Genomic DNA, 17,179 nt, shown 5'->3' on the forward strand with positions numbered 1-17,179 from the left:
GCCGCTTTGGCGCCAATTGCAGCTGACAGCGATGGCCCTGGCCGCCATCCGGAGCGGCGTGTCCGGCTCCGTCGCCTTCGAAAATGTGGAGACCGCCATGCGGCCCGGCGTGCAGGCGCTCGGCTTCCAGGTGCTGCGATGGCTCGGGCGCGCCGAGGCGCTGCGTCGGCACCTCGCCAAACGCACGCCACCACCGGCCGCCGACGCGCTGCTTTGCACCGCATTGGCTTTGGCGTGGGACGTTGGCCGTGCGCCGTACGAGCCCTTTACTTTGGTCGATCAAGCCGTCGAGGCCGCCAAGCGCAACCCCGCCACGCGTGCCCAAGCGAGCTTCATCAACGCCTGCTTGCGGCGCTTTCTGCGAGAGCGCGACGAGCTGGTCGAGGTGACGGAACGCGAGCCGGTCGCGCAGTGGAACCATCCGCGCTGGTGGATTGAGCGGCTGCGGCGCGACCATCCGCGCGATTGGCAGCGCGTGCTTACGGCCGACAACCTGCAAGCGCCGCTGACGTTGCGCGTCAATCTCCGCAAGACGTCGGTTGCCGACTACCTGGTCGCCCTGACAGCCGACAGGCAGACCGCCAAGGCCGTGGGCACGAGCGGCGTGCAATTGGGCCGCGCGCGACCTGTGCTGCAACTGCCCGGCTTTGCCAAAGGCGAAGTGTCGGTTCAGGACGCCGCCGCGCAGCTCGCCGCGCCGCTGCTGCTCGAAGGCTTCGATCTGGCGTCCGGGGCGCGTCTGCGAGTGCTCGACGCCTGCGCCGCGCCCGGCGGCAAGACTGCGCACCTGCTGGAGCTCGACCGTGGACGCGGCCTCGATGTCACCGCGCTCGAAATCGACGCCGCGCGCACTGGCCGTATCCAGGAAACGCTGACGCGGCTCGGATTGCAGGCGAATATCGTCGTGGCCGACGCTGCGCGACCGGAAAATTGGTGGGACGGTACGCCATTCGATGCCATCCTGCTCGACGCGCCTTGCACGGCGTCGGGCATCGTGCGTCGCCATCCGGACGTCCGATGGCTGCGCCGTGAGAGCGACATCGAGCAGCTGGCGGCCCAGCAAGCCCAGCTGCTGGCCGCACTCTGGCCGCTGGTGCGGGCTGGAGGACGTCTTGTCTACTGCACCTGTTCGGTTTTTCGTGAAGAGGGCTCGCACCAGATCGATGCGTTTCTTGCGCACAACACCGACGCCCGATTGCGACCTTCGCCCGGCCATTTGCTACCCCAAAGCGCCGGGATTGCCCATGCCGTCCCGGACAATGCCTTGGGTGAACACGACGGTTTCTTCTACGCCCTGCTCGAAAAGCGCACCGGCTGAGTTGCGCGCTCTGGCAGCGGTCGGTTTGCCGATGCGCCGGCGTCAGATCGTCGCGCTCGCAGCATTGCTTGTCATTGGCACGCTGGCAGGTGTGACGAAGCCCGCCTTGGCCGACTCGCCCCAAGCCTCCATTACTCAAATGCGGCTGGAGGAGGCCGACGACGGCATCTATTTGACCGCGCAGGTCCAGTTCGAACTGCCCCTGGGCGTCGGTGAGGTGCTCGACAAAGGTATCGCTATCTATTTCGTGGTCGACGCGGAGCTTTATCGTGAGCGTTGGTACTGGGCGGATCGCAAGGTCGGGTCGGCCACGCGCCACATGCGGCTGGCTTACCAGCCACTCAGCCGGCGCTGGCGGCTCAACGTGTCGTCGGTGCCTATCGCGAATGCGGGTTTGGGCGTGTCCTTGAACCAGAACTTCGACAGCCTGCCCGAAGCTCTGGACGCGATCAAACGCGTCGGAAGGCTTCGGCTGGCCGACCGGAGCGAGGTTGGCGACGAGGCGACGCAGCCCGTGCAGTTCAGTTTCAGGCTCGACACCACGCAACTTCCGCGGCCGTTCCAGATCGGCGTGGCGGGGCAGGCCGACTGGAACATCGTGGTCGAACGCAGCGCGCGCCTGGCACTGGAGAAACTGAAGTGAGTAGCGGAAATGGCGGCCCTCGCGGCGGCGCGTCGTCACCCGCTGCGCGCCGTTCGCGCGCCGTGCGCTGGGCCGTCGGCGTAGGGGTCGCACTGGTTGCGGCCATCGGCTTGGTGCTGATCTTCCTGCTTGCGCAGGCGACCAACAACCGCGCGCTCTACGAGCAGAACTACGCGCGCCTCTTCGGGATTAACGTCGTGGTCGCGGCGCTACTGGTGCTGGTGATCGGTTGGGTCGCTTTCAGGCTGTTGCGCCGGTTGCAGCAGGGCAAGTTCGGCAGCCGGTTGCTCATCAAGCTGGCGGCCATCTTCGCGCTCGTTGGCGTCGTACCGGGCGCGCTGGTGTACGTGGTGTCCTATCAATTCGTCGCAAGGTCGATCGAAAGCTGGTTCGACGTCAAGGTAGAGGGCGCGCTCGACGCCGGGCTGAACCTCGGCCGTGCCACGCTCGATTCCTTGTCCGACGAGCTCGCTTCCAAAGCACGCGTCGCCAGTAGCCAACTCGCCGAGGTATCCGATGCGAGCGCCGGCCTGCTGCTCGAGCGTATTCGCGACCAGTTGGGCGCCAGCGACGTGGTGCTCTGGACGGGCACCGGGCAACTGGTCGCCAGTGCCGGCGCCTCGCGCTTTCAGCTCAGTCCCGAGCGACCGACGCAGCAGCAGTTTCGACAGGTGCGCGCCGATCGACCGATCGCGCACATCGAAGGGCTGGACGAAGTGCCGGCACCGGGCACCAATGCGCCACCCGCCGCCACCATTCGTGCCCTGGCGCTGGTCCAGCGACCGGGCTTCGATTTCAATACCGAGCCTCGCTACCTGCAAGTGACGCAACCTCTGCCGCCCGCCGTCGTTGCCAACGCGCTGGCGGTGCAGGAAGCCAACCGCGAATACCAGGAGCGAGCGCTGGCGCGCGAGGGCCTTCGGCGCATGTACATCGGTACGCTCACGCTCAGTCTGTTCCTGGCGGTGTTCGGCGCCGTGCTGCTGGCGGTGCTGTTCGGCACCCAGCTGGCGCGACCATTGCTGGTATTGGCCGACGGCGTGAGGCAGGTCGCAGCTGGCGATCTGCGACCGACCGCAGTGTTGCAAGGCAGGGACGAGCTTGGTGGGCTGACGCGCTCTTTCGCCGTCATGACGCAACAGCTGTCGGACGCCCGCGGCGCGGTCGAAAAGACGATGGGGCAGCTCGACGCCGCGCGGGCCAATCTCCAGACCATTCTCGACAACCTCACCTCGGGCGTGATCGTGTTGGACGCGAGGGGCACGATGCTCTCGATCAACCCCGGCGCCACGCGTGTTCTGCGGGCGCCGCTGGCCGCATTCGAAGGTCGCTTGCTGAGCGAAGTGCCGGGCCTGACCGAGTTTGGGCAAGACGTGCAGCAGCAGTTCGACGACTTCCAGGTCGAGCGCCTGCAGCATGGGCTGGACCATTGGCAGCATGCTTTCGAGTTGCACGCTTCGGGCAACGGCCTGTCGCAGGACGCCATCAATCTCGTGGCGCGGGGGGCGGAGCTGCCGGGCGCCGCTCGGCTTCTGGTGTTCGACGACATCTCCGAAATCGTGTCGGCACAGCGCGCGCAGGCATGGGGCGAGGTGGCGCGGCGGCTGGCACATGAAATCAAGAATCCGTTGACGCCGATTCAGCTGTCGGCAGAGCGGCTGGAGATGAAGTTGTCTGGCAAGGTGGCAGCGCCTGAACAGGCGATCCTCACCAAATCGGTCAAGACCATCGTCGACCAGGTCGACGCGATGAAGCGGCTGGTCAACGAGTTTCGTGACTACGCCCGCCTGCCCGCTGCAGACCTCAAGGCGGTCGATCTCAACGCACTCGTCGGCGACGTGCTCCAACTGTATGGTGCCGAGAACGCGCCTATCGCCGTGTTGTCCGAACTCGACCCGCGTTGCCCGCCGATTCGAGGCGATGCACAACAGATTCGGCAGGTGATTCACAACCTTTTACAAAATGCTCAGGACGCGGCGGAAACGGCTGCCCACAGTCTCGGTCGCGCCGGCGAGATCAGCATTCGCACGCGCCTTTCCGACTCCGGCCAACGGGTGCGATTGACGGTGCAGGACAGTGGGCCGGGCTTCGCCGAGAACATCCTGAAAAGAGCGTTTGAACCCTATGTCACGACCAAGACCAAAGGCACCGGTCTCGGGCTCGCGGTGGTCAAGAAAATCGCCGATGAACACGGTGCGCGCATCGAGCTGAGCAACCGCGTGTCCGACGGAGCTGTAGCAGGAGCGCAAGTCTCGTTATCATTCGCGTTGGCAGGCGATCCGCAATAGCGGTCGCTCACACCGAAGACGCAAAGTCTTTCTTTGGCGAGCGGGCCTCATACCGGCGCAGTAAACAAGCATTCATGGCAAATATCCTCGTGGTCGACGACGAGCTGGGCATACGAGACCTGCTCTTCGAAATTCTCAATGACGAAGGCCACAACGTGGAACTCGCAGAGAACGCAGCCGAGGCGCGCGCCGCACGGCTGCGCGCTCGGCCCGATCTCGTGCTGCTCGACATCTGGATGCCGGACACCGATGGCGTCACGCTCTTGAAGGAGTGGTCGACAGCTGGCTTGCTCAGCATGCCGGTCGTGATGATGAGCGGCCACGCGACCATCGACACGGCAGTGGACGCTACCCGCATCGGCGCGTTCGCTTTCCTCGAAAAGCCGATCACGATGCAGAAGCTGCTCAAGGCAGTCGAACAGGGTCTCGCTCGCGAGAGCGCACGTCGGGCTGCTGCGAACGTGGTGCCGGCTGCCGCATCGAGCAGCTTCGCTGCAGCGCTGACCACTGTGAGTGACAGCACGATGGTGCCGCCCCCCCTGCACATCCCAGCTACGGACCCAGGCCCCCAATCGAACCAAAGCTTCGACCTCGACCGCCCATTGCGTGACGCACGCGACGGCTTCGAAAAGGCGTACTTCGAATTTCACCTCGCCATGGAAAACGGTTCCATGACGCGAGTTGCCGAGAAGACCGGCCTTGAACGCACGCACCTCTATCGCAAACTCAAACAACTTGGCGTCGACCTTTCTAGGGGCCGCCGCAGCGCGGTATAATTTGAGGCTGCATTCGAGCTTGCAAGAGCTTGTGTGTATGGCCCGGTAGCTCAGTTGGTAGAGCAGCGGATTGAAAATCCGCGTGTCGGTGGTTCGATTCCGCCCCAGGCCACCAAATTGAAATCAACGGATTGCGCGTCAGCGCAATCCGTTTTTTTATGCGGGCCGCAGTGGCGGGCCGCCTCACCCCATGACAGCTGCGTAAGACCGGCAATCCGCCGCATAGCAAGTGCAGGCAGCGGCTTCCAGGCCTTTGCGATCGAGCACTGTCACGTCACCACGGTGATAGCTGATCAGCCCATCGCGCCGCAATGCGCTCGCTGCAGAAGTGATTCCCACCCTTCGAACGCCGAGCATGTAGGCCAGAAATTCATGCGTGACACGAAAACCGTCCGAGGCTGCTCGGTCCTGGCTCATCAAGAGCCAACGGGCCAATCTTGGTTGCACGGAGTGAAAGCGCACACAGGCGGTCGATACAGCGAGCTGAGCCATCAGCACATGGAGATAACGAAAGACCGCGCTTTGCAACGCCGGGCTTTGGCTCAGCTCGGCGCGAAAGGCGCGAGCATTGATCCGCAATGCCGACCCGGTACCTTGTACCAGCGCGTGCAGAGGCTGCGAAGCCACGCCGAGCGCCAGATGCGCACCCAGCATGCCTTCTTGTCCGACCATTCCGACCTCTATGCCTTGGTTCCCATCGATGACGGACACCAGCGAGATAAAGCCCTCCGTCGGAAAGTAAACGTGACGCGTGGACGTTTTGGCTTCGCAAAGGACTTCGGACAGTACCAGCGGGTGCGGTTCGCAGATTGCGATGAGCCTGGAACGGGCGGCGCGCGGCAGCCGCTCGATCATTTGATTCGACGAAGTGGGCAAGAAGGCTTTCGGTTGCTGGCGCCTCCGAAAGGGGGAGGAGCCAGCAGTTGCAGGCCGTGTCGCGAATGCCGTTTCGAAGCGAACGGACAGTATGAGGCCGGTCGATAGGCGCCGCGAAACCGTTTGTCATTGCACGTGCCCTCGTGCTGCACGCACGTTCGCTTGCGTACAGACCGATTCAACTTGCGGGTCTACAAGAGTAACTCAAGCTTGCAACATTCAGACGGAGACTCCAAGCCATGAACGACGATGGTTTTGCTGCGGACTATTCCGTCGATGATGCGATGGGCACTACGACGGTGCCGCACATGCCATCGAGCAGTGTCAGCGCGTCGTTCGATGCATGGGTGCAGCTGACCGAGGCTTTCGCCGAGCAGATGCGCTTGCTCGAAACCGGGGCTGCATCCGCGCGTCCCGAGGCCATTCGCCTCGGACATTTGCTGGAGCAGATCAATCACGAACTGCATGTCGACAAGCAGCTGGGCTTGCCGGGCCGCATCGACCCGAGCTGGAGTTCAGCGCCGGCGCCGGTACGCTAGGGTTGCGCTAGAAGTCGACCAGGCTCAGGCCGATGCTCAGCACAGTGCGTTTGCGGTTGTAGTCGACCAGCGTATCGCCGTACCCATGGAACAGCTGCGTATGAAAGCGCAGGTTGCTCCTGGTCGGATCGCCGATGGCCTTGAGCCACTCGAAGCGCACCGACCCGCGGCCACTGTCGCGCAGGTTGTTGCGCACCGTGACGCCGAGCGTGTTGTCGCGATTCAAGTTCCAGCGGCCGGTGATCTCAGCGCGACCGACAAAGTTCTCGATATCCGGGTTGTCGTCGCTCTGGGCGCTCTCGTTGATGCGCTTCCAGATGCGGCCGGTGACGGTAAAGCGGTCATCCAATTCCATGCCGCCCATCAGGTACGTACGGTTCCAGCTGCGCGACAGCGGCAGGCTCTGGCCATTCGAGTTGTGTACCAGACCGAGGCCGGCATAGCGCCATCTCCACCCCCCGGGTAAGGCGAAGTCGGTGGGGTAGACGTACATCAGCTCAGGCTCATGGTCGGTAGTGCGAAAGGGGCGCGACAGCTCGCTGTTGAAAATCTGCCAGGTCGATTGCTGCGAGTAGCCGAACCAGAGCGAATCCTTTTTTTGTGGATCGTTTTGCGTCAGCAGGCCTTGCGCCAGTTTGGTTCTGATCGAGACGCCGATGCGCATCTCGTTGGCCTGGTACGCGGTCGCGGTGCCGGTGTGACCTTCGGCCGGTGACGTCGGGATTTCCGGCTTGTCGCTGGCCGCTGAAAACGAGACATTGATCGGGCGATAGCCACGGAACACGAAGGTGCCGCAGTCGCTGCCGTTCTCCAACTCCCAGAAGCGCGACAGCTCGGAATATTGGCGGTCGCGGCAACCTTCTTCGGTGCTGACCGACACCACGCGGGTTGCCGGTATGGACGCATCGACGGGGGTGGCCGGCTGTGTCGTGGCCAGCACGGGCGGCGCGGTCGGTACGGACGTCGGTGGCAGAGTCTGCTGCTGAGCCCAACGGTCGTAGCACGCGAGCCGTGCGTCGTTGCTCGCCCCCAGCGCGCTGCACTGCTGCCAGGTGAGTTGCGCGCTGGCGAGTTGGCTCGGTGGCTTGTCCGCAGCTTGCGCCTTTGCGCCTGCGAAGCCAAATAGGGCCAGCAGCGCGGCGAGCGTACGAATGTTTGAAGTCATTGCTGTCCTTGCGATCATCGATATGTGCCGGTCTTGTGGAGCACGAACGGATGCGTGCTCTCGTCGGCGACGTTGCGCCACGTCCCCCTGAATTCCTCGCCACAAGAGCCGGGCTGCAGCGTGCCGTCCCACACGCCGCTGATGCTGCGCCCGTCTTGCGATTCGTCGATTGCAAGCTGACCTTCGGCGTCGATGTCGCCTGCAAGTTGCGCTACCGAGCGCAAAGCAGCGTCGCCACTTCGGGCGCCATCGCGCGTGATCGTGCCGCGCACACCGTCGTAGTCCGGGTGCTTGCCGAGCGTGACGATGGCTATCGCGGGCGCATCGTCGAAGCGGACTTGCCAGGTGCCGTAGAGCATTTCGGTCGACATGTCGCTCGCACTTGCAGGACACGTGCCTGATCCGCTATCTGCCATAGCGGTCGTTGAGGCGATGCAGCCTGACAGCAACAAGGTGGCAGCCAAAGCTCTCATGGCGCAGCGGCGGCGGCTGCTGCAGCGGCTGCGCTGTCCAGTGCCTTGCGCGCGAACTCGGCACGCAGGGCCTTGAGCTTCTCGCGCGGATCTTCCTTGGCGGTGGTCTTGTCGAGCGCCATTTCAGCGATGAAGCGGCTCGGAATGCCGGCGATCATCTCGCGGCCTTTCTTGCGCTTCTTGGTCCAGCTCACGGCCAGCGTGCGTTGTGCACGCGTGATGCCGACGTACATCAGCCGGCGCTCTTCCTGCAGCCGCTCCAACGTGCTCTCGCTGATCTTTTCCTGCTTGCCGTTGTCATCATCGAGCTTGAAGGGCAGCAGCCCTTCGGTCACGCCGACGAGCATGACGTGCGGCCACTCCAGACCCTTGGATGCATGCAGCGTCGACAGCGTGACGACGTTCTGGTCCTTCTCGCGTTCGCTGATGGTCGAGAGCAAAGAGATGGTCTGTGCCACTGCGAGGAGGCTCTTGCGTTCGCTCTCGACCGTCGCGCCCGACGCATCGTCGATCTCGCCGCCGGCGCGGGCCGACATCCAGTCGCAGAACTCCAGCACGTTGGTCCACCGTGCAGCCGCGACCTGCTCGCTGTCTTCACCGTCGTACAAGTGCTTCTCGTAGTCGATCTCTTTCAGCCACTCGGTCATGAAAGCGCGCGAATCTGCGGCGCCCATGGTGCGGCGCGCCTTGTATTCGAGGTCGTTGATGTAGCGGCCGAACTCGTGCAACTGCTCATGCGCGCGCTTGGCCATGACGCTGGGCAACGACGGGCTGAACAGCGCCTCGAACAAGCTCAGCTTGTATTGGCTCGCGAAGGTGCCCAGGCTGGCCAGCGTCGTATGGCCGATGCCGCGCTTGGGCGTCGTCACTGCGCGCAGAAACGCCGGATCGTCGTCGTTGTTGACCCACAACCGGAACCAGCCGCACAGATCCTTGATCTCGGCCCGATCGAAGAAGCTCTGCCCGCCCGACACCTTGTAGGGAATGTTGGCTTTGCGCAGCGCTTGCTCGAACACGCGTGCCTGGTGATTGGCGCGATACAGCACCGCGAAGTTGCGCCACTCCAGGTGCTGCGTGCCGGTAGAGCTTTGCGTGATGGTTTCGCCGGCGCGCAGGCTCTGGATGCGCGCCACTGCGCGTTCGGCTTCATGCGCCTCGCTGTCGGCATCGACCACGCGCACCGGTTCGCCTTCGCCCAGTTCGCTGAACAGCGTTTTCGGGAACAGCTTCGGATTCGGCGCGATCACGTTGTTGGCCGCACGCAGGATGCCGGATGTGCTGCGGTAGTTTTGTTCGAGCTTCACGACCTTGAGCGTCGGATAGTCGATCGGCAGCTTTTTCAGGTTGTCCAGTGTCGCGCCGCGCCAGCCGTAGATCGACTGGTCGTCGTCACCTACCGCGGTAAAGCGCCCGCCCGCGCCGACGAGCGCCTTCAGCACTTCGTACTGAGTCGCGTTGGTGTCCTGGTATTCGTCGACCAGCACATGGCCCAGCGTGGCTTGCCACTTGGCGCGCACATCGGCGTGTTGCTGCAGCAGCTTGAGCGGCATACCGATCAGGTCGTCGAAGTCGACACTCTGGTAGGCCGACAACCGCTCTTCGTAGCGGCCCATCACTTTGGCGGTGATGCGCTCGTTGTCGTCCACGGCGATGGCCTCAGCCTGAGCCGCATTGAGGCCCATGTTCTTCCACTTGCTGATGGTCCACTGCCAGATGCGCGCGGTCGCGGCATCGGTGGTGCCGCCGGCATCTTTGAGGATCTTGGTGACGTCGTCGCTGTCGAGGATGCTGAAGGCGGGCTTCAGGCCGAGCACTGCGCCGTCTTCCCGCATCATGCGAACGCCCAGCGCATGGAAGGTGCAGATCACGACCTTCTTTGCGTCACGCCCGATCAGCCCTTTGGCGCGTTCGCGCATTTCGGTAGCGGCCTTGTTCGTAAAGGTGATGGCCGCGATGCGGTTCGGCGCCATGCCGGTTTCGATGAGCCGTCCGATCTTGTGCGTGATGACCCGGGTCTTGCCGGAGCCGGCACCGGCCAGCACCAGGCACGGCCCGTGCAGATAGTTGACCGCTTCCTGTTGCGCGAGATTGAGACCGGATGACATGGGGGCAGGGTACTTAGCGGGTCGGCCAGCGGGGCTGTGAGCGGAAAGCGATGAATGATACGGGCCACCAGCAGCGGCACCGGCAGCCCCGACAATCGCCGCGTGCTGCAGATTTTTCTTGTCACCTTTCCGTTCTTCGCGCTGATCGCAGCTGGCTATGCGGCAGCCCGTGGTCGGGTGCTGCCGCTGGATGCCATTCCGGGCCTCAACACCTTCGTTCTTTACTTCGCGTTGCCGTGCATGCTGTTTCGCTTCGGCGCCCGCACGCCCATCGCCCAGTTGCTCGACGGCAGCGTTGCGCTGGTGTGGGGCGTGTGTGCGCTGATCGTGGTCGGTGCCGTGGTGTGCGGTACGCGGAGTGCACGCATCGGATGGAACGACGCGGCCTTCGGAGCGCTTGTAGCGGCTTTTCCCAACACCGGGTTCATGGGTGTGCCATTGCTGGCTGCGCTGTTCGGGCCGCAGGTGGCGGGGCCGGTCATCATCACGATCGCCTTCGATACGTTGGTGACGTCGTCCGTGTGCATCGCGTTGTCGCGGCTCGACGGCGCCGACGACCACGGTGCGGCCAAAGCGGTCCGTCAGGCGATGCGCGGCATGTCGGTCAATCCGCTGCCGTGGTCCATCCTGCTCGGCGCGCTGGTGTCTGCGGTGCAACTCAAATTGCCCGCGCCCATTACGGACACGATTGCGATGCTGGCCGATGCCGCCTCGCCTGCGGCGCTGTTCACTATCGGCGCGGTGCTGGCGCGCTCGGCTTTGTTGAGCCGCGGTCACGCCCTGCAATTTCCCGAAGCGCCGCACCGTGGCCTGTCACGCATCGGTGATGTGCTTCCTGTGGTCATCGTCAAACTGGTGGTGCATCCGCTGCTGGTCTATGCGGTGGCGCGCGGAGCGATGGCGCTGGGTTTGCCCATCAGCCCGATGGCTCTGGCGGCGATCGTGCTGGTCGCGGCCTTGCCGAGCGCAAGCAATGTGGCGATGCTGGCTGAGCGCTTCGGCGCAGACAACGGGCGCATTGCGCGGATCATTCTGTGGACCACGGTGGCGGCATTCTTCAGCTTTCCGCTCGCGGTCGCATGGATTCGCTGACATCCTGTTCGTTGGGTCTGGACACCGATTGACCGGCACTTAACCCCATTGCTGCGCGTCGGCCGTAGAAGTCGGACGGTTCAATTTCGACCGTTCTTCAGGAGCACTTCCATGGCCCGTTCTATCGACCTTCCTGCACTGAGGCGGCGTTTGTTGCTGGCGTTGCCGGCCATGGCGTTTCTGGACGCCTGCGCCGGGCCGAGCTGGTCGAGCTCAGCGCCGCTCGCATCGACGACGACGGGCGGCCGCTGGTTGCAACTCGAAGTGGTCGACCGCGACACCGGCCAATCGCTTCCGGTCTATGCGAGCGGCGGTGAGCGCTATGTGCCTGGCCGGCCGGGTGCGCGATACGGGCTTCGCATTCGCAACTTGCGACGCGAGCGCGTGCTTGTCGTGATGGCGGTCGACGGAGTCAACGTTCTGACGGGGCAGACCGCGGGCTGGCAGCAGAACGGTTATGTGCTCGGCCCGCTCGACGCAGGCCAGATCGATGGCTGGCGTAAGACAGACCGCGAGATCGCCGCCTTCGAGTTCACCGCACAGGCGCAGTCTTATGCGGCGCGGACGGGCCGGCCGCTCGACGTGGGCGTGATCGGCATTGCGGTGTTTCGTGAGCGGGTGTCCGTGGCGGCACCGATGCCGTTGGCACCCCGGCAGGCACTGCGGCGTGACGGCAGCGATCAAGGGGCGGCGCAGAACGAGCGCAGCGAGTCGGATGGCCGCAGCGAGCGACGTGAGCGAAGTGTGCGAGAGGCACCTGCGCCGTCGGCATCGCCCGTCCCGGAAACGCGTGGCGAGGCCAAAGCCTCTGCCGGGCCGTCCGGCCCATCCAGCGAATTCAGCGCAGACAGCACAGCCAAGCTAGGCACAGGGCATGGCCAACGCGAAGAATCGGTGGTAGGGCACACGCGCTTCGAGCGGGCCGCAAGCGCGCCCGAAGCAGTCATCGCCGTGCGATACGACAGCCGTGCAAATCTGGTGCGTATGGGTGTGTTGCCGGCCGACGTCGATGTGCCGGACCGGCCTCGCCCTTTCCCGGCCAATCCACGCAACCCGCAGTACGGCTTTGTGCCGGACCCGGGCCACTGGTAACTGCTTGTACCGCTAAGGCGTCAACACGCCGAGCTTGTAAGGGTCGGCATCGCTCAACGCCTCGCACTTCGAAACGTCGCGGCCCTGCGAGCCATCGCAGTAATAGGTGTTGTAGACGCGGCCGAAGAGCGTCGGAGTCGAACTGAACAGCAGCCCATGGTCTGGCTGCCAATTTTCGCGTGGCGCCGATGGGGCTGCGGACGAGACCGTAGCGGGAGATGCGACGGTGGTTGCAGACAGTGCACCCCTCGGCGAGTCGGAGGTCGACACTGGCAGTGTCGCAGGCCTCGACGAGGAAACGGCGGTGAACTCCGCCAGCGTTTTCTGTGCTTCGTCGCCGCGCCAACGGCTTTGCAACTCACTGGGATTGGGCCGCATCGCGACCGGAATCAGCAAGCCGTTGACCTGTATCCCGCGGCCGAAGCGATGCTCCTTGCCGGCCAGAAACGCGTAGGCGCAGGCGGCGTAACACTGGCCGCGTGCTTCGGTGTTGACGCCGCTGGCTCGGATGGCCTTGGCATAAATCTCGGCTGCCTCCGCGGTGCCACCGAACGAGTCTTCGAAGACGACAACGCGAACTTTTCCGGTGTCGAGGTGCTCGATGAATGCTTTGGTAGCACTGCCGTCGAGCATGCCGCTGACGCGCAGGCGCGGACCTTCAAGTTCCAGCTCCGCCGCCGACGCAGGAAATGCAGTGCTGGCAACCGCAAAGGCGGCGAGGGCACCGAGGACACTCAACAAGGCTGACAGCGTTTTCACGGCGTTCTCCGGTAGTCGACACATCAGACACCTGCCTGCTTACGGTTTGCTGAGCAGGGTCAAGGCATCGCTTCATTTTGCAGACTATTTGATCGCCAGGGCGACCCGCCATTCGCGCTGCGTCGCCCGCATAGTCTTGCTCTCTATGCCCGCCTCCTTGCCGCTCCGTGCCTCTGGCCTATTGCCTGGCAATCAGTCGGCGGTACTCGCTCCTCTTCATCGCGACGTAGTCGTCCTTGGGCATCTCGTGCAGCTGCAATGCGTATTGCTCTGTGGCATCGAACCAAGCCGCGGTACGCTGGTCCTGCTGCTGCGGCGAGGGCGCATCGAGATAGGCGTCGATCGCGAGGTAGTAGCGCATGGTGTTGCGTTCGACCACGCCGCGCACGCCGCCGATGTAATCGGGCTCGCCTTTGCCGTTCTTGCCTGTGACGGTGAAACCTACCTTGTCACTTCCGATGGTGCCCAGGTAGACCTGCATCGCGATCTTGGCCGCCGCGCCGTAGCCATACGAATAGCCGAGATGAATGAAAGTCGTGCTGGCGTCGATAGGCGTTGCCTCGAGCACGATGCGGTAGTCTCGCGTCGACATCGGCCCGCTCGCGGCATTCAGATTGACGTCGAGGTAATCCGCTGTCGCGGCCTTGAGCGAGTAAACGAAATTGACTTGTGAGGCGTCGGCCACAGGCTGATCGAACTTGCGCCCGACGGCAACATTGAGCGTCGGGCTGGCGCCGCTTCCCTGCACGCCGCAGTATTTGGTATTGAGATGCAGCATGAGCACACCGCACCATGTGGCCGGCAGCTTGAAGGCACTGGCGACATCGGCATACGGATGGTCCACCACCGCATAGATATTGCCGCTCAGCTTGCCCGAGCCTTCCTCGGACTGAAGCACCAACTTGCGATGAAACGGATTGCTGGCCAGGGCCGGCGTCATCGTCTTGTATTGCGCTCGCAAGCCCTCGGCGCTCGAGTCTTCCTGCGCATGGGCCGACCAAGGCGCCAGGGAAATCATCAAAGGCATGACCCAACGCAGCATGCGTCTCGGCATTGGAATCGACTGGTTTTTCATCGCCAGAGATTAGGGCGCGAGCGCCTCTCGCGGCGTAGGAAGAACGGACAAAAAACAAACCTCGACAGGGTTGGGCGGGACGTCTGCAGCGGTTCACATTCAAACTTGAATGTGTCGAATCGTGTAGCTATTTGGTATTCATGACACTGTTAGAGTGCCTCCCAAAACAGGGGGGTTCAATGACGTCGACGCGGCATCGCATCGAGGAAAACGGGGCGGGCGCTGCTGCATTGGCCGAGAGCACGAAGCCGTTCGAATACGAGATCACGGGTCTAATCGCCGAAGGCGACTTCGGTATCGTCTACCTCGCCTTCGATCCTTCTTCAAGAGAGCGCATTGCCATCAGGGAATACCTGCCGGCTGCGCTGGCTGCTCGGTCGGCTGCATCGCCCGCGGTGGTCGTCAAGTCGGAGCGGCATGTCGACCTTTATCAGTCGGGGTTGCGCAGCTTCATCAACGAAGCCCGGACGCTCGCGCGCTTCGATCATCCGGCCGTCGTCAAGGTGCTGCGTTGGTGGGAGGCCAATGACACGGCGTATATGGCCATGCCGTACTACGAAGGCCCGACGCTGGCGCAGTGGCTCGCCGATCTCGGTCACGCTCCGGACGAAAAGCAGCTGCTCGATCTACTGCACCCGTTGCTTGCCGGGCTTTCCGCGATGCACGCGGTGCGTTGCCTGCACCGCGACGTAGCGCCCGAAAAAATCATCGTCTCGCGCAGTGGCCCGGTGTTGCTCGACCTTGGCGCGGCACGCCGCGTTATCGGCAATATCGCGCAGACACCCAATGCTGCGCGCCAGCTCGGCTTTGCATCCATTGAGCAATACGGCGAGGCGCCGTCAATGAAGCAAGGCCCCTGGACCGACCTGTATGCACTGGCGGGCGTGGTGTACGCAGCGGTCACCGGCGAGCGGCCGATGGCCGCGATCGAGCGTTTGATGGAAGACCGGTTGGTGTCGATTTCAGAGCGGGCCAAAGGCCGGTACGGCATGCCGTTTCTCGCCGCAATCGACAACGCACTGGCGCTGCGACCGCAAGACCGAACGCAAACGGCTGAAGCGTTCTGGGCGCAACTGAATGGCCGTGAAACCGAAACGCCATCGACGAACTCCGGTAGCTCATCGGATAACAACGGGACGTACCCGACCTACCCGGCCCCGCTCGAGCCGGTCGAGCAAGGCGCATGGCAGTCGACTGCTGAGACGCGGCTCGATCTGAGTGAGATGGACCCACTCTGGTCGAGCGACGCCGCGCTCTCCGCCACATCGCGTGGCGGAGTCCGGCGGCAGGGCAGTGCACGTTACTTCGTGGTCGCAGCGCTTTGCGTCGCACTGGTCGCTGCCGTCATCGGCGGCGCGATGTTCCAGGCGCGCCATGCCGACGCTGAAGCACGCTCTGCACTCGGGCAGAAGCAGGCGTTGAAGTTGAGGCAGATGCGCGAGGCGGTCACGCGCACTCACACGGAGGTCTCGCCGCTTCCTGGACTTCCCGCCCAGGCCGCACCACCTGCGCCGTCCGCAACGACCCGGTTGGCCACGGAGTCAAAGGCGTCGACATTGCCGGAGCCCATGGTGATTTTTTCAATGGCGTCGACCGCATCGGCCAAAGCAAAAGCGGTGGCCGCCAGCGCAACCGCCCATCCAACCGTCGCCTCTCGCAGTAGATGCAGCGAGCTTCTTCAATCCGCTTCGCTCGGACCACTTCGAGCCGGCGATACCTCTCTTCTTAAAAGCGAATGTCGATCATGACTTTTTCCGTATCCGTGCTCTCCTTTTCTCGGCTGCGCGGGCTCAAAGCAGTGTCCTTGTCCGTAGCCTTGATGCTCGGCTTGACCATCGCAGGCTGTGCCAGCACCGAGTCGGCACCGACGACTGCAGCGCAACGTGTCGACCAGGCCGTCGCGCAGGTCACCGACACGCTGGTGTCACAAACGCAATCGTTGTCGGGCATGTTGGACACAGGTCGCCGCGGTGTGGTGCTTGATCCGATGATCGATGCGAACAGCGGGCAGCAGACCGTATCGACGCAGCTGCTGCAAAGCCGTGTTTCGGATCGCATCCGGTCGAAGCACGCATCGCTTGAGCTGCTGCCGTTTCAACGCGCTAACCTCGACAAGGCCACTTATCTTTTGACGGGCACGCTCACACGTCAACGGCAGACCGGCAAGTCACGCGGCGCACTTCAGATCAACCTTGCGTTGACCGATTTGCGCAAGGGCATGGTGGTCGCGCAATCGTCGGCCGTGTTGCGCGACGACGAGCTCGACAACACGCCGCTGGCTTTCGAACAAGACAGCCCGGTGCTGCCCAAAGACCAGCTCATCGAAGGCTATGCGCGCACCACCGTCACGCCGGCCGGGCAGCCTGCCGACGCGTATTACGTGCAACGCTTGCCGGTGGCGCCGATCGTGAGCGAGGCCGGCACCGCCTACAACGCGGGCCGCTATGAGGACGCACTGAATCAATACAACCTGGCCAACGCGACACCCGCTGGTGAGCAACTTCGGGTGCTGAGCGGGATCTACCTTGCATCGGTCAAGCTCGATCGCGCCGCCGAAGCCGACAAGGCGTTTGGGAACATCGTCGCTTTCGGCATCGCCAACAAGCAACTCGGGGTGAAGTTTCTTTTCAACCCCGGCACCACCGTGTTCTGGTCCGATCCCAAGGTCAGCGGTTCCTACGGTCTGTGGCTCGCGCGCATCGCGCAGGTCAGTACGCAAGCGAACGTCTGCATGGACATCGTCGGCCACACCAGTCGCACCGGCGCGGAGTCGCTGAACGATGCGCTGTCGCTGCAAAGAGCCGGCTACATCCGCCAGCGGCTGACAGGCGTCTCTGGCGTGCTGGGCGACCGAACGCGCGCGGCCGGCATGGGCTTTCGGGAGAACCTCATCGGCAGCGGAACGGACAACGCGGTCGATGCGCTGGACCGCCGTGTCGAGTTCAAGATCGTCGGCTGCGGCCGCGCCGGCTGATCCG

Annotated in this window: 14 protein-coding genes, 1 tRNA gene and 1 pseudogene; 10 read left to right on the forward strand and 6 right to left on the reverse strand. The window is 63.6% G+C overall.

Annotated features, from left to right (window positions below):
• The first annotated feature begins 31 nt into the window (after positions 1-31).
• From rsmB to QN413_RS20220, 5 genes and pseudogenes are all read left to right on the forward strand, one after another.
• Positions 32-1,318: a 16S rRNA (cytosine(967)-C(5))-methyltransferase RsmB gene (rsmB, locus tag QN413_RS20200; protein WP_323498408.1), complete on the forward strand. Its 1,287-nt coding sequence runs from the start codon at positions 32-34 to the stop codon at positions 1,316-1,318.
• The gene (locus QN413_RS20205; RefSeq protein ID WP_323498364.1) at positions 1,269-1,961 is read left to right on the forward strand and encodes a DUF4390 domain-containing protein; all 693 of its coding nucleotides are present in this window, start codon (positions 1,269-1,271) and stop codon (positions 1,959-1,961) included. Before rsmB ends, QN413_RS20205 begins: the two co-directional genes overlap by 50 nt.
• A pseudogene (locus tag QN413_RS20210) lies at positions 1,958-4,278 on the forward strand (ATP-binding protein); the annotation flags it as partial. The gene QN413_RS20205 and the pseudogene QN413_RS20210, both read left to right, overlap by 4 nt.
• A 45-nt stretch (positions 4,279-4,323) precedes the next feature.
• Positions 4,324-5,025 (forward strand): response regulator, encoded by a 702-nt coding sequence (locus QN413_RS20215; RefSeq protein WP_187053263.1) that lies wholly within the window; start codon positions 4,324-4,326, stop codon positions 5,023-5,025.
• Positions 5,026-5,064: 39 nt separating this feature from the next.
• Positions 5,065-5,140: transfer RNA gene (locus tag QN413_RS20220), tRNA-Phe, on the forward strand.
• A 68-nt stretch (positions 5,141-5,208) separates the two neighbouring features.
• On the opposite strand, the gene QN413_RS20225 is transcribed toward QN413_RS20220, so the two are convergent.
• A complete protein-coding gene (locus tag QN413_RS20225) occupies positions 5,209-5,901 on the reverse strand; it encodes a Crp/Fnr family transcriptional regulator (RefSeq protein WP_323498366.1) in 693 nt (230 codons plus the stop codon).
• Between the two features lie 239 nt (positions 5,902-6,140).
• Between QN413_RS20225 and QN413_RS20230 the strand changes: the two genes are divergently transcribed.
• Positions 6,141-6,440: a hypothetical protein gene (locus tag QN413_RS20230; protein WP_323498367.1), complete on the forward strand. Its 300-nt coding sequence runs from the start codon at positions 6,141-6,143 to the stop codon at positions 6,438-6,440.
• A 7-nt stretch (positions 6,441-6,447) separates the two neighbouring features.
• Here the strand turns inward: QN413_RS20230 and QN413_RS20235 are convergent, their stop codons facing one another.
• The 3 genes from QN413_RS20235 to QN413_RS20245 all read right to left on the reverse strand — a co-directional run bounded on the left by QN413_RS20235 (position 6,448) and on the right by QN413_RS20245 (position 10,183).
• Complete coding sequence (locus QN413_RS20235) at positions 6,448-7,605, reverse strand: phospholipase A (protein WP_323498368.1); 1,158 nt, start codon at positions 7,603-7,605, stop codon at positions 6,448-6,450.
• Positions 7,606-7,619: 14 nt separating this feature from the next.
• The gene (locus QN413_RS20240; RefSeq protein ID WP_323498369.1) at positions 7,620-7,976 is read right to left on the reverse strand and encodes a hypothetical protein; all 357 of its coding nucleotides are present in this window, start codon (positions 7,974-7,976) and stop codon (positions 7,620-7,622) included.
• A 98-nt stretch (positions 7,977-8,074) separates the two neighbouring features.
• Positions 8,075-10,183, reverse strand: coding sequence for an ATP-dependent helicase (locus QN413_RS20245; protein ID WP_323498370.1), 2,109 nt, complete (start codon positions 10,181-10,183; stop codon positions 8,075-8,077).
• A 102-nt stretch (positions 10,184-10,285) separates the two neighbouring features.
• Here QN413_RS20245 and QN413_RS20250 point away from each other — a divergent pair, with 102 nt between their 5' ends.
• Together QN413_RS20250 and QN413_RS20255 are read left to right on the forward strand one after the other, a co-directional pair.
• A complete protein-coding gene (locus QN413_RS20250; RefSeq protein WP_323498409.1) occupies positions 10,286-11,275 on the forward strand; it encodes an AEC family transporter in 990 nt (329 codons plus the stop codon).
• Between the two features lie 111 nt (positions 11,276-11,386).
• On the forward strand, positions 11,387-12,367 hold the full coding sequence (locus QN413_RS20255) for a hypothetical protein (RefSeq protein WP_323498371.1): 981 nt from the start codon (positions 11,387-11,389) through the stop codon (positions 12,365-12,367).
• Between the two features lie 12 nt (positions 12,368-12,379).
• Here QN413_RS20255 and QN413_RS20260 read toward each other — a convergent pair whose 3' ends face one another.
• Positions 12,380-13,126, reverse strand: coding sequence for a hypothetical protein (locus QN413_RS20260; RefSeq protein ID WP_323498372.1), 747 nt, complete (start codon positions 13,124-13,126; stop codon positions 12,380-12,382).
• A gap of 178 nt (positions 13,127-13,304) precedes the next feature.
• Positions 13,305-14,201 (reverse strand): hypothetical protein, encoded by an 897-nt coding sequence (locus tag QN413_RS20265; protein ID WP_323498373.1) that lies wholly within the window; start codon positions 14,199-14,201, stop codon positions 13,305-13,307.
• Positions 14,202-14,380: 179 nt separating this feature from the next.
• Here QN413_RS20265 and QN413_RS20270 point away from each other — a divergent pair, with 179 nt between their 5' ends.
• Entirely contained in the window at positions 14,381-15,949 is a 1,569-nt protein-coding gene (locus tag QN413_RS20270; RefSeq protein WP_323498374.1) for a serine/threonine-protein kinase, read from the forward strand.
• Positions 15,946-17,175 carry an OmpA family protein gene (locus QN413_RS20275; protein WP_323498375.1) on the forward strand — a complete coding sequence of 410 codons (1,230 nt, stop codon included), beginning with the start codon at positions 15,946-15,948 and terminating at the stop codon, positions 17,173-17,175. Before QN413_RS20270 ends, QN413_RS20275 begins: the two co-directional genes overlap by 4 nt.
• Positions 17,176-17,179 lie beyond the last annotated feature (4 nt).

The organism is Variovorax sp. LG9.2 (assembly GCF_035018885.1).
Lineage (GTDB): Bacteria > Pseudomonadota > Gammaproteobacteria > Burkholderiales > Burkholderiaceae_C > Variovorax.